The sequence below is a fragment of the Exiguobacterium sp. SH0S1 genome (assembly GCF_004337165.1).
GTDB classification, from domain to species: Bacteria; Bacillota; Bacilli; order Exiguobacteriales; family Exiguobacteriaceae; genus Exiguobacterium; species Exiguobacterium aurantiacum_A.
The window spans coordinates 285,866-298,951 of the sequence record NZ_SJVC01000003.1; the positions used below are offsets into that span (position 1 = coordinate 285,866).

At 51.6% G+C, this 13,086-nt stretch carries 13 protein-coding genes; 9 read left to right on the top strand and 4 right to left on the bottom strand.

What is annotated here, in order from left to right; translation table 11 throughout:
• Nucleotides 1-14: 14 nt before the first annotated feature.
• Entirely contained in the window at nt 15-179 is a 165-nt protein-coding gene (locus EVJ20_RS10550; RefSeq protein ID WP_016509685.1) for a YycC family protein, read from the bottom strand.
• A gap of 139 nt (nt 180-318) precedes the next feature.
• Here EVJ20_RS10550 and EVJ20_RS10555 point away from each other — a divergent pair, with 139 nt between their 5' ends.
• The 4 genes from EVJ20_RS10555 (at nt 319) to EVJ20_RS10570 (ending at nt 5,030) form a co-directional block, all read left to right on the top strand.
• Nucleotides 319-1,110, top strand: a complete 792-nt coding sequence (locus EVJ20_RS10555; protein WP_131508158.1) for a hypothetical protein — start codon at nt 319-321, stop codon at nt 1,108-1,110.
• 102 nt (nt 1,111-1,212) lie between these two features.
• Nucleotides 1,213-3,336, top strand: a complete 2,124-nt coding sequence (locus EVJ20_RS10560; RefSeq protein WP_070329201.1) for an MMPL family transporter — start codon at nt 1,213-1,215, stop codon at nt 3,334-3,336.
• A 255-nt stretch (nt 3,337-3,591) separates the two neighbouring features.
• On the top strand, nt 3,592-4,227 hold the full coding sequence (locus tag EVJ20_RS10565) for a YitT family protein (RefSeq protein ID WP_070329202.1): 636 nt from the start codon (nt 3,592-3,594) through the stop codon (nt 4,225-4,227).
• 80 nt (nt 4,228-4,307) lie between these two features.
• Nucleotides 4,308-5,030, top strand: a complete 723-nt coding sequence (locus tag EVJ20_RS10570) for a YwiC-like family protein (protein ID WP_131469055.1) — start codon at nt 4,308-4,310, stop codon at nt 5,028-5,030.
• 19 nt (nt 5,031-5,049) lie between these two features.
• On the opposite strand, the gene EVJ20_RS10575 is transcribed toward EVJ20_RS10570, so the two are convergent.
• Complete coding sequence (locus EVJ20_RS10575; RefSeq protein ID WP_236636369.1) at nt 5,050-5,997, bottom strand: DUF4003 family protein; 948 nt, start codon at nt 5,995-5,997, stop codon at nt 5,050-5,052.
• Between the two features lie 161 nt (nt 5,998-6,158).
• Between EVJ20_RS10575 and EVJ20_RS10580 the strand changes: the two genes are divergently transcribed.
• The gene (locus EVJ20_RS10580; RefSeq protein WP_131444065.1) at nt 6,159-6,629 is read left to right on the top strand and encodes a DUF2243 domain-containing protein; all 471 of its coding nucleotides are present in this window, start codon (nt 6,159-6,161) and stop codon (nt 6,627-6,629) included.
• 6 nt (nt 6,630-6,635) lie between these two features.
• Complete coding sequence (locus EVJ20_RS10585) at nt 6,636-7,421, top strand: cytochrome c oxidase assembly protein (RefSeq protein ID WP_131466002.1); 786 nt, start codon at nt 6,636-6,638, stop codon at nt 7,419-7,421.
• 68 nt (nt 7,422-7,489) lie between these two features.
• Here the strand turns inward: EVJ20_RS10585 and EVJ20_RS10590 are convergent, their stop codons facing one another.
• Nucleotides 7,490-7,921, bottom strand: a complete 432-nt coding sequence (locus EVJ20_RS10590) for a YbjN domain-containing protein (RefSeq protein ID WP_016509669.1) — start codon at nt 7,919-7,921, stop codon at nt 7,490-7,492.
• Nucleotides 7,922-7,987: 66 nt separating this feature from the next.
• Nucleotides 7,988-8,254: a metal-sensitive transcriptional regulator gene (locus EVJ20_RS10595; RefSeq protein WP_016509666.1), complete on the bottom strand. Its 267-nt coding sequence runs from the start codon at nt 8,252-8,254 to the stop codon at nt 7,988-7,990.
• Between the two features lie 283 nt (nt 8,255-8,537).
• On the opposite strand from EVJ20_RS10595, the gene EVJ20_RS10600 reads away from it, so the two are divergent.
• From EVJ20_RS10600 to EVJ20_RS10610, 3 genes are all read left to right on the top strand, one after another.
• A complete protein-coding gene (locus tag EVJ20_RS10600) occupies nt 8,538-8,843 on the top strand; it encodes a rhodanese-like domain-containing protein (protein WP_016509667.1) in 306 nt (101 codons plus the stop codon).
• Nucleotides 8,840-11,305: a CoA-disulfide reductase gene (locus EVJ20_RS10605; RefSeq protein WP_131466004.1), complete on the top strand. Its 2,466-nt coding sequence runs from the start codon at nt 8,840-8,842 to the stop codon at nt 11,303-11,305. Before EVJ20_RS10600 ends, EVJ20_RS10605 begins: the two co-directional genes overlap by 4 nt.
• Nucleotides 11,306-11,488: 183 nt before the next feature.
• A complete protein-coding gene (locus EVJ20_RS10610) occupies nt 11,489-12,934 on the top strand; it encodes an alanine/glycine:cation symporter family protein (RefSeq protein ID WP_131508161.1) in 1,446 nt (481 codons plus the stop codon).
• Nucleotides 12,935-13,086 lie beyond the last annotated feature (152 nt).

Sequence of the window (13,086 nt, forward strand, 5' to 3'; positions counted from 1 at the left end):
AAAAAAAGGAGACGTCATTCCGTCTCCTTTTCTTCGTTCGGCTCGGTCTTAGATGCTTCAAGCTCCATCATCTTCCGAACGAGGATATGTTTTGGCATATGCATGAGTTCTTCAAGCGGTACGTTCAACTTTTTGGCAAGCTCGACCGCCGTCTCGGGAGACAGTTGTAGTGGGCGCATGTGGTTTCTCCTTTCTAAATTCAGGTTTGCTACAGCCAGTATACAGCAAAAACGGACCGAGCGAGAATGTGTCGTGTGAACACATTCAAAATCGATAAACCGTTCGGTCGTTGCTAAGCTGAAACTAGGAAGTGATCAAATGTACAAACAAGTAGCAGACTATCAGTTTCATCAGACGGTTGAATGGTTAGAGCGCGTCGGTGGAGGATGGATGTTGTATTTGGCGCAAACTGGATTTGTCTTTTTCGACGAAACGTTCCAAATCAGATGGGAACTCGAGTGGAAATGGGCACCGTGCGCACTATATATTGAACCACATGGAAAAAAAGCCGTCGCGCTGTTCCGAGACATGCAAACGTATGGAGTCATTGATTTAAAGCAAGGCATGATGGAGTGTCACCCAATCCCAAAAACGTTTCATGACGATTGGTTCAGCAATTTATGTCATTGGCGAGGAGACGATTTATTTCTCTACTCGGCGGAATCTGACATCGTGGCGTTAAACATGACCGACCACACGTTCCGCTATAGCCGCTATGAGGAGACGCCGGAGTTTGGCGCCATCATCGAGTTAGCCTATCATCCGATTTATGATTTTGAGCGGTTCACGGCCCCAGGCCTCGTCACGCTTTACGATGAATTGAATCAGCAATTCATGGTCGAGCAGGTCGAAGCGGGTGAACGATGGACGATTCCTTACGGCGGCGATTATGATACGGTTATCGTCGACCAGGTCGGTGCGACGACAGCGATTACGTCGATGACTTCGTTCCAGCTGTTCAAGCGTGACCGTCTGCTGTTTGCTTCTGAAGTATGTGCCGAAAGTGAATTATTGAAAGTGATGTTGCTTGATGAGTCGGGAGACCGCCTCGTCGTATTATCGACGCCTCGACGATTTTGCCATAGTTGGCTACAAGTGTTCGAGCGTTGACGTTCCTGGACCGAACTCACGGTTCAGGATTTTTTTGCGAAGACTTGATGAAACTCGTGCGAAACGGGAACAGTCTTCTTAGATGGAGAGGGGTGGACTTGGATGGAACGGTTAGGTAAAAATTTGGTGCGGTGGCGCTTTTGGGTGGTCGCCGTGTGGACTGTGTTATTAGCGGTCTCGATTTACTTCGGATTGCAGTTGCCTGGGGAATTGCGAGGAAACGGGTTTGCGGTTCAAGATGGCCGCTTCGCGCAAGTGGAGGACACGTTGAACGATCGGTTCGACCGGGCCGGCGCTTCGATGATCGTCTTGCTTGAAGGCGGTGACTTAGAGACGGTCATGGCCGAACAAAAAACACGGCTCGAATCTGTTTCAGGCGTCGATGGCGTCATCACGCCAGCGGAGAACCCGGACGCGCGTTCAGGTGACGCCGCGTACTTCGTGCTCGAGTTCGAGGACCAGGAAGCGGCCGAGGCGGCGATTGCCGACGTTCGTGCTGAATTGATTCGAGATACGGACACGGAAGTCCGGTTGACCGGGGAGCCGGTCTTTGCCCAAGATTTGAACGAGGCATCGAAAAATGACTTGATCCGGGCCGAATTGATCGGGATCCCGGTCGCGCTCGTCGTCCTCCTGCTCGTCTTCGGGACACCGCTCGCCGCTTTCATGCCCTTATTCGTTGGACTGATCACGTTCATCGTCGCGGCGGGATCGCTCTTCTTCTTCACGCAGACGATGGAGCTATCGATTTTCGTATTGAACGCCGTCGCGATGATCGCGATTGCGCTCGGGATCGACTTCTCGCTCCTGCTCGTCAACCGTTATCGTGAAGAGCTCGCCAAAGGACTGTCACGAGAAGCGGCCATCGTCCGGACGGTCGCGACGGCTGGTCGCTCGATCCTGTTCTCAGGACTGTGTGTCTTCGTCGGGCTCGCCGGACTGTTGTTCATTCAAGTCGATGTGTTTCAAGCGATCGCGCTCGGTGCCTTGATTGCAGTCGCGGGTGCCGTCTTGTCGGCGCTCACGCTCTTGCCGTCGGCGCTCTATATCGTCGGCGATGCCATCAATAAAGGACGTCTCATCAGAACGAACGAGACGCGCTCTGAAGTGCGCTGGCAAAAGTTGGCCCGGTTCGTCATGAAGCGTCCGGTCGTGATGACGCTCGTCGCGTTGCTCCTTTTGTTGCCGAGCCTTTGGTTCGTCCGCGACTTAGAACTGAACATCCCGGACGCCGATGCGCTCCCGACGTCGTACGAATCACGGGCCGCCCTCGAGCGGTGGGACGATGTGTTCGGCGAGACGTCGACCGATGCGGTGCTGTTGTTTGAGACGAACGATTTGACCGACTCGATGATTCTTGACGAGTTGACAACCCTCACAGACGAGTTGAATGAAGACCCGATCGTCGACAACGTCACGACGTTCTTGACCGCATCAAATCTGACAGCTGCGGAATTCCAACAGCTCGTTCAAGTCGCCCCAGAACAGCTCGAGGCGTTTGAACGTCTCGTCACGCTCGAAGGGAATACCGACCTCGCGCTCGTCAACGTCAGCTTCGACGTGCCGCCGAGCGATAAAGCGGCGCAGGCGTTCGTCCGCGATTGGCGCGACCAAGGCTTCGACGTCGGCGGGCCGGCCGCCTTCAACGAAGAGATCTATGAAGAGATTTACGACAGCATCCCCTATGCGGTCGTGACCGTGATTTTAGCGACGATGGTCATCCTCATGTGGGCGTTCCGCTCGATCTTGATTCCGATCAAGGCGATCATCATGAACGTGCTCGGACTCGGGGCGACGTTTGGGTTATTGGTCATCATCTTTGAGTCGGGCTACGTCTACGACGCCGAGACGATCAGTATTTTGACGCCGGTGTTCATCTTCTCGCTCGTTTTCGGCCTGTCGATGGACTACGAGGTGTTCCTCGTCTCACGGATCGAGGAGTATTACCGCGAGACCGGGGATAACGACTATGCGACCGAGATGGGGCTCGCTAAGACGAGCAAGATTATCACGTCGGCCGCGATCATCATGATCGTCGTCACGGGCGCGTTCGCTTTCACCGGTGTCAGCCCGATCAAACAGCTCGGGGTCGGTATCGCGCTCGCCATCTTCATCGATGCGACGATCATCCGGATGTTGCTCGTCCCGTCCTTGATGAAACTGTTCGGCGACTGGAACTGGTGGTGGTTCGGGAAGAAAGATTTACCGAAACGTAACCTACACTAAATTTACATTTAATGAAATAATCGCGAGAGTATGTTAAAATAGTCTCATGATTACGCGCAATTTGGGAAAGGAAGGTCTTTATGGACACCGAGAGGACATGGCCTCTGTTTCAATTGCCGGACTTCTAGCGTTGAGTTTTTACAGACGAACAGCGATGTAAAAAATCAACAAACGGAAGATCGGAGATGGAACAGATGGAACCGCGGCTACGACTGAGGATCCTCCTCTCCGTTGAAAACGGGGAGGACAATCGGAATGAAACGAGTTGCTACCATAGTGCTCGGAACGCTGATCATGGCGTTCGGTTATTATTATTTGAATGAACAGTTTGGTTTGGCAGAAGGGGGCTTTGTCGGGTTAGCATTACTCGGCCGCTATTTATTTGATATCGATCCGGCGATCTCGATGATCGTACTCGACATCCCCTTCTTTTTAATCGCTCTTTGGTGGAAAGGCTGGCGCTTCGTCGGACAAGCCGTGCTTGCCGCGGCGTCACTTTCGCTCAGCTATGCGATGTGGGATCGACTCGACCTGTTGACGTTTGACATCCAGGTCTGGCCGGCGACACTGTTCGCTGCGATTGCGAGCGGGATTGTGACCGGCTACGGTCTCGGTCTCGTCTTGAAGTCAGGTGGAGCGACCGGAGGCGACGATTTATTCGCACTCGGTCTGTCAAAGTGGTCCGGCGTATCGGTCGGAACGATTCTCATCGCCTTCGATGTGGTTGTTCTTGCGATCTCGCTCATCTACTTGCCGCTCTCGAACGCGCTCTATACGCTCATCGCGGTCTCGATCGCGGGTCGTGTCGTCACGAAAATGTTGACGGAAGACGCTGTCGAAGTAGCCATACCAAGTGTGACCAAACTAACACCAAAAAACGATCTCGCCTGAGATCGTTTTTTGTTTTGTAAAATTTGTCACAGTTTTCCCCACGCCGTTCTTCTAAACTGATTATAGAAGGAGTGAGTCACATGAAATGGATGATTCCAAAACAGCACGGCGCCTGGTCGATGCTTATTTTACCGTTCTTACTCGGCGGCATCGTCGGAGGATGGACACTCGCGCACTTACCGTTCGCCATCGCTTGGTTGTTCGTCTACATGGGCACGTTTTTCTTGTTCCAATACGTGAAGCAACGGAAGAAGTCGGCTGAGCTGTTGCGAATGGTCGTGACGTATCTCGTGATTGCGACAGTCGCTGCCATTCCGGTGTTCATCACCGAGTGGCGTCTCGTCTGGTTCGTCCTCGCGATGATCCCGTTCGGTCTCGTCAACGCCTATTTCGCCAAAATCAAAGACGAGCGCAACGTCTGGAACGACGTCAGTGCCGTCACGTCATTTTGTATCGGTGGGATGGCGAGCTATTACTTGGGTGCGCAGACGTTGGGCGCGACGATCGTCTGGCTGTTCATCTTGCCGTACTTGTATTTCCTCGGCAGTATCTTTTACGTCAAGACGATGATTCGGGAGAAGAAGAGCGCGTTGTACCGGAACATCTCGTGGGGGTATCACCTCATGCTCGTCGCAGCGTTCATCGCGTTCGGCTATCCGCTGCTCGCGCTCGCATACGCGCCGAGCCTCGTCCGGGCGATCGTTTTCTACGGCAAAAAGATCCCGGTCATGAAAATCGGGATCTTTGAGATCGTGAACTCGGTGTTCGTTTTAATTTGTTTGAGCGCATATCTTTACACGTAGAAGGGGCAACCCTTCTTTTTTAGTCGCTTGACGACGTGCTCGCGATGATGGCGACGCTTGCTGCTGCCGAGGCTGCTTGTTGCATCGCCAGCAAATGAGCGAACGTCCCGTTCAGTAGCAGGTCGCTCGCATCTTCGGTAATATGTTCCGCGGCGACGAGTTGGATGGCGACGTTTAGTCCGTGCGTGTTGAACCAGCGTTGCTGCTCTTTTTCAGCGTTCGTGATGTCGAGGATCGCTTGTTCGTCTTGGTCGTTCGGTGCCGAGACGATCGAGAGCAAGGCGAGCGACGGTAGCTGCTCACTCTTGACGGTAAGCTGTTGGTTTTGTAGGCGGGTGCGCCAGTCTAAGAAGCGAGCGACGGCGTCGTCTCGGTCCAACTTGCTGAACATGAGCAAATGCGACACGAGCTGCAGTTCGTTCGAGCGTGGTAAGTGGATTTTCAGCGCCTCGTAATACGATTCGATGCGCTCGTTCAGTTCAGTGTGGTCGTCGAACGCTTGCACGAGGACGAGTGCCGACAGCAGATCCTCTTCACTCGTGAGCCACGGATGCTGGCGTTTAAATGCTTGATAGAGGGCGCTTGCCTCATCGAGCCTGCGTTCCGGTTCGTCGACGTTGATCAACTGGCTCGCGAGGAACGGCCGCAGCGCGCTGAATCGGAAATGTTTTCGGTCGAGCAGCGTGTCGAGACGAAGTGCTTCGTCAATCGCGGGGCCGACGTCTTCATACTTGGCGTCGAGAAACGATAACCAGACGAGGTTGTTGCTACCGCGAAATTTGGAGAACAAGCCGGTTTTCTGTTTGACGGCCGCCTGCGCCTGTTCAAACCGAACTGGGTCGAACGGGGTGTCATGGATGGCGTAGTTGACGGCCATCAATCGTCGGAAGTCGTCAGTGAGTGCCCATTTGGTCGCCGTTTTGATGGCTTCGAGCGAATCGAGGTAACGAATATAACGCGTCATCATTAGCATTTCCTCCTTTTTCTATTCGTACGGAAAAATCGGGCTAAACGTTTCATAAAAGTGATATCGTTTCTGTTCTTAAATTAGGACGGCGTTTAATTAGTAAACAAAAGGGAATCGAAATATGTCCGAAAACTTTGTTATTAATTTGGAGGTGCCGAAACATGGAAGGTAGTCCGTATGCATACGCGTTCCGTAACCTTGGTTCGGGGTTTCTATTCGGGTTGGGCCTGATTGCATTTGTGGATGAGACGGTATTTCATCAATTGTTGGCGTGGCATCATTTCTACGATAAATCGACGTCTGCCGTCGGCTTATTCTCAGACGGGTTATTTCATGCGTTCAGTTGGTTTGCGACCGTAGCTTCCTTGTTCCTCCTGGCAGACCTACGGAGAAGAAAGTCATTTTGGATGAAGCGATGGATCAGTGGCGTCCTGATTGGCGTTGGTTTTTTTCAACTCTACGATGGGATTATTCATCACAAACTACTGAAAATTCATCAGATTCGTTATGGCGTTGAGATTCTTCCATATGACCTCGTTTGGAATGTTACGGCCCTTGTCATCCTCATAGGTGGTTTAGTGCTCTTTAACCAAACGCAGAAACGGAAGCTACTTGTAAAAGAAGGAGGATAAATGAGGATGCATTCCCATGTCCAGACGATAAGTGGCGGTTATGAGGCGGCGGTCGTGATTTTGTTGTTTATGGCTCTCCTTGCTTATTCGTTCGCCGGAATTTTTACGAGTCGCGCTTATAAACCGTGGCCGCTATATCGCTACGGTTTATGGATGATAGGTATTGTTTGTGTAGGCCTTACTTTGGTTGGACCGTTAGCGACTTTTGCCCACACCAATTTTGTCGGGCATATGATTAGTCATCTGTTTCTAGGTATGTTGGCGCCATTGTGTCTCGCCTTGTCCGCCCCGATGACGTTACTGTTGCGGACGCTTGATGTACACGTCGCGAGAAGAGTGACACGCGTATTAAAAAGTCGGCCGCTCCAATTCTTCACGAATCCGGTCACGGCTTCCGTTCTCAACATTGGAGGACTATATCTGCTCTACATGACGAATTTGTATTCACTGATGCATCAATCAATTCTTTTATATGTGTTAATTCATCTGCATGTGTTTTTAGCAGGGTATTTGTTTACCATTTCTTTGATTTATGTGGACGTCACGTCACATCGATACAGCTACATATACCGATCACTTGTATTGATTGCAGCGTTGGCCGGACATAAGATATTGGCAAAAATAATTTATGTGAGCCCACCAAATGGGGTGCCAACAGGAGAGGCAGAGGTAGGAGCCATGTGGATGTATTACGGTGGGGATTTGGTTGATCTTCTATTAATCATCATTCTTTGTTACCAGTGGTATATTGCAACTTCTCCCCGTGCCCTAGCTACGAGAGATAACGTATGAGTACACAAGAAAAGACGATCGTCCCGATGCGTTCGGGATGATCGTCTTTTCTGTCTGGCGGTCTACAATTATTGAACTTGCGTGTACAGTTTTTGCATGTACTCGTTCACTTCGTCGGCTGCTTGGAACATCATGAACGAATGTTGCAAGATGATTTCCGGTGAGAAGCCGAGATCGAGGTCGAGCGTTGAAGCGAGCGTGACGTCACGGTCGCTGTCGAGCACGCAACGGAAGTACTTGAACTCTTGGTTGAACTCGTTCAATGCGTTGAGGATCGGTAGGTCTTCGACGTAGTCCGGCACGTGCGTCACTGTCGCGGCGTATAGCTCGGCGTCAGTCGTCTTTTTGTTGAAGGCGATAATCATAACGGGCTGGGCCCCAGATTTAGTCGTTTCACGCGTTAAAAACGTGACGTGCGTTTCAGTCTCGCTCTCTTTGAACGTCATGTTGCGTTCTGCGACGAGCGCTTTGAATGATTCTACTTTTTCTTCAAAGTTCACAAAGAAATCCCCCTTAAAAGTCGTTACTCTAACTTTCTCCCATTTGAGAGGGGAAAGCAAGGAGAACTAGCGTTTCATCAACATTTTGATGGCTTCTTCGACCGTTTCTGACGTATCTTCGCCATCTTGTTGCGCCGTGATAATGCACTGCTCCAAGTTCTTGGCGACGATGATCGTCGAGGCGCGGTCAAGTGCCGATCGAGCCGCGCTCAGTTGTGTCACGACGTCGCGACACTCCTTGCCTTCTTCCATCATGCGGATGATGGCCCGGATCTGGCCTTCGACCCGTTTCATCCGGTTCAACACTTTCGTGTCGTATTGATACTGTTCCATAAGTTTCACCTCTATATTCAAATCGTTCAGTAACCCAACTAGTATTGTGTAGTCTCATCTTAATACGTGGGGGAGTATGTGTCGAGCAACAACGTTTAAGCCGGAAAAAATCGACTGTTTGCCGATTCGTCAAACTTTTCCCTTGCAATCACATACCACAGGGGGTATATTAATGACGTGGAAGCGAATTGTTCAATGAATCACAAAGTTTATCGGACGCCCGCTACCAAGCTGATCATGAATACGTGAAATGACTATAGATAAAAAGGATGGGTAAACAAAGATGAAAGCATCGGCTTTAAAACGTCAAATGGACTTTGAAGTCCCTGTAAACATCGTCGACGTGCGCGAACGCGACGAGTTTCAAGAAGCACACATCGCGGGGGCGGCGAATTACCCGCTCTCTGAAATAACGGAGTGGATTGATACGCTCGACACAGACCAAGAGTACATCGTGCTTTGTCGTTCGGGCGCTCGCAGCACGCAAGCTACTTGGCAAATGGAAGCAAAAGGTTATAAAGTGGTCAATATAGAAGACGGCTTGATGAGCTGGCCTGGTGAAGTCGTCAAAGGAGGAAACGAGCAATGAGTAAAAAAATCGTAATTGTCGGTGGGGTAGCAGGTGGTGCTTCGGCAGCCGCACGTCTCCGTCGCTTAAATGAAGAAAATCAAATCGTCATGTTCGACCGTGGCGAATATATCTCATTTGCCAACTGTGGTCTCCCATACTACATCGGTGACGTGATTCAAGACCGTCAAAAATTGCTCGTCCAAACAGTTGAGGGCATGAACAAACGGTTCCAACTCGATATCCGCAACTTGACGGAAGTGATGAAAATCAACCGCGCTGAGAAGACGGTGACGGTGAAACACGTCCAAACGGGTGAAACGTACGATGAGTCATACGACGTCCTCGTCTTGTCGCCTGGAGCGAAACCGATTCGTCCGAACATTCCTGGAATCGAGGAAGCAGAAGATATCTTCACGCTCCGAAATATTCCGGATACAGATAAAATCCGCAGCTACGTCGATGACAAGGCACCGAAACACGCGACGGTCATCGGAGGCGGCTTCATCGGAATCGAGATGGCTGAAAACTTACGTGAACGCGGCGTTGACGTGACGCTCGTCGAAATGGCGGATCAAGTCATGACACCGCTCGACCGTGAGATGGTCGCACCAATCCATGAACATATGCGTCTCCATGGCGTGGACCTCCAATTGTCAGACGGCGTGTCGTCGTTCTCTGATCAAGGGAAGAAGATTCATTTGACGAGCGGCCGTGTCATTGAAACGGACATGGTTGTCATGTCGATCGGGGTCATTCCTGAATCGACGATCGCCCGAGAAGCCGGTCTTGAGACAGGGACACGTGGCGCTATCCGTGTCAACGAGAAGATGCTCACGTCGGATCCGAACATCTATGCGATCGGGGACGCGGTCGAAGTGCTCGACTATATCTTCAAAGAGCCAACGGTCGTTCCGCTCGCATGGCCAGCCAACCGTCAAGGACGCCTCGTTGCCGACATCATTAACGGCCGCGACGTGAAGTACAACGGGACGATGGGTACCGGGATCGCAAAAGTGTTCGACATGACTGTCGCTTCGACAGGATGGAACGAGAAACGTTTGAAAGCGGCCGGCAAAGAGTTTGAAGCCGTCCACGTGCACCCAGGTTCACACGCAGGCTACTACCCAGGATCGACTCCGGTTTCACTCAAACTGTTGTTCCATCCGACAACGGGTGAAATCTACGGTGCTCAAGGTGTCGGGATGAACGGTGTCGATAAACGGATCGACGTCATCGCGACAGCAATCAAAGGTGGTTTGACGGTCCTCGACCTGCCAGACCTCGAACTTAGCTACGCACCGCCGTTCAGCTCGGCGAAAGATCCGGTCAACATGATCGGTTACGTCGCCTCGAACGTCATCCTCGGTGACAACGAAGTCGTGCATTGGGACGAGATTGACGCATTGGTCGAGAACGGTGCGACACTCCTTGACGTCCGTGACGAGTCTGAGCATGAGCTCGGGAAAATTCCTGGGTCGATCAACATCCCGCTCAACTCGCTCCGTGACAACTTGGACAGCTATAGTAAAGACGAGACGATCTACGTGACGTGTCAAGTCGGCCTTCGTGGCTACCTGGCTTCACGCATCTTGCGCCAAAATGGCTTTAAAGTGAAAAACTTGAGCGGTGGCTACAAGACGTGGTCACAAGTACGACGTGATTTTGACGCGCTCGAGACAGTTAAAACGGCAGATGAGACTGCTGCGACAGCAACGAAGGAGGCACCACCCGCAATGACGAATGAACCAGTCGGAGAACCGATTTTCCTTGATACATGTGGTCTTCAATGCCCGGGCCCGATTTTAGAAGTAAATAAAAAAGTGGCAGAGCTCGGCGAAGGCGAGACGCTCCGCGTCCTCGCAAGCGATCCTGGTTTCTTCGCAGACATCGAAGCATGGGCGAAAAAGACGGGTAATAAACTCGTCTCGAAACAGTTCGTGAACGGTCGCGTCGAAGCGATCCTTCAAAAAGGCAACGGCCCTGCGGCCGCTCAAGCAGGAGCACCAGCCGGCGACGGCGCTTCGATGGTCGTCTTCAGCGGAGACCTCGACCGTGCCCTCGCCTCGTTCATCATCGCTCAAGGCGCAGCGGCAATGGGCAAAGAAGTGACGATGTTCTTCACATTCTGGGGATTGAACGTCATTCGTAAACCAGACGCACCTGACGTGAAGAAGCAAGGTCTCGAGAAGATGTTCGGCATGATGATGCCTTCGCATGCTGGAGAACTTCCGCTCTCGAACATGAACTTCGGTGGGGTTGGCCAGAAAATGATGAAGAAAGTGATGAGCGACAAGAACGTGCCATCACTTGACCAAATGATTAAATCGGCACAAGAAGCAGGCGTCAAGATGGTCGCTTGTACGATGTCGATGGATGTCATGGGAATCAAAGAAGAAGAGTTGATCGACGGCATCAATCTCGGCGGTGTGGCAGCATACCTCGGGGCAGCTGAAGGCGGCAACTTGAACCTGTTCATCTAAGTGAATTAAATAATCAGAGCGACTGGCCATGTGCCGGTCGCTTTTTCTATTGTTTGGGTGTGAAACTTGAAAATTGCTGAAAAAGATTGCATTCTCCGCACACTTTTCCTATAATTCTAATCATGTTAAGAAAGTTGACATAACTTTTACTTATAACTAAACATACATTTTGGAGGATTGAAGATGGAGAATATGATCGAAAAGTTTGTTGGGCAAGCGAACGACCTGCTCTGGTCGTCGGTGCTCATCGTCGTTCTTGTCGCGTTAGGCCTTTACTTCACGATTCGCATGGGGTTCGTTCAGTTCCGTATGCTTCCTGAAATGTTCCGCCTCTTGTTCAAAGACGGCATGAAGCGTGAAAAAGGACAAGTGTCTTCGTTCCAAGCGTTCGCCATCGGGACGGCAGCACGTGTCGGAACAGGCAACATCGCCGGTGTCGCGACAGCGATCGCGCTCGGTGGTCCGGGAGCTGTCTTCTGGATGTGGATCATCGCTTTAGTCGGTTCCGCCTCGGCGTTCGTCGAGAGCACGCTCGCACAGGTCTATAAAATTCGAGATGGCCGTACATGGCGCGGGGGACCGGCTTACTACATGGAACGTGCCCTCGGGCAACGGTGGCTCGGCATCTTGTTCGCCATCCTCATCACGTTCTCGTTCGGTTTTGCTTTTAACTCGGTCCAATCGAACACAATTTCGCTTTCGATGAGCAACCAGTTCGGGGTCAGCCCGACAACGGTCGGTCTCGTGTTGGCTGCCATCACAGCAATTGTCATCTTCGGCGGCATCCAGTCGATTGCGATGTTATCAAGTATCATCGTTCCAATCATGGCCGGCGGTTACATCCTGCTCGCTTTATGGATCATGATTTCAAACGCTTCGCTATTGCCGAGCGTGTTCGGTCTCATCTTCTCTGAAGGTGTGCTCGGTCTCGAGCAACTGTTCGGCGGGGCAATCGGGGCGATGGTCCTTCAAGGGATCCGTCGCGGTCTGTTCTCGAACGAAGCGGGTATGGGGTCGGCTCCGAACGCGGCAGCGACTGCTGAAGTATCACACCCGGTCAAACAAGGCTTGATCCAATCGTTCAGCGTCTTCGTCGACACGCTTCTCATCTGTACGTCGACAGCGATGATCATCTTGTTGTCAGGCGTGGCTGGTTCGGAAGCGTTCGCAGGTGTCGAATTGACACAAGCGGCACTCACGGCTGAGATTGGTCCGATGGCGACATCGTTCCTGACGATTGCGATTTTCTTGTTCGCGTTCAGCTCGATCCTAGGAAACTACTACTATGGTGAGACGAACATTCAGTTCATCTCGAATAAAAAGATTTATGTCACGCTCTACCGCATCGGTGTCGTCGGGATGGTCCTCTTCGGAGCGATCCGTTCGGCCGGTCTCGTCTGGTCGATCGCCGACGTGTTCATGGGACTCATGGCGCTCGTCAACTTGTATGCGATTTTCCGTCTTGCGAAAGTCGCGCGGCTCGTGCTCGACGATTATTTGGAGCAACGCCGTCAAGGAGACGATCCGGTATTTTATGCCGACTCGATCGAAGACCTGCCTGGTCGTGAATATTTAGAGGCTTGGGATAACGAGGAAGAAGAAGTCAAAACGGGTACGTTCCGTTCATAAGCAACAAACCGTCTACGAATATACGGAGGGCACTGAAAAACCTCCGCTCTATCCGAGCGTGAACAGAAAAAAGGGCGATTGGACCGACTCAAGTCGGGACAATCGCTCTTTTTCCTTGCCCTTATCCTGTTTTTTCTTTTGAGAGGGTGATG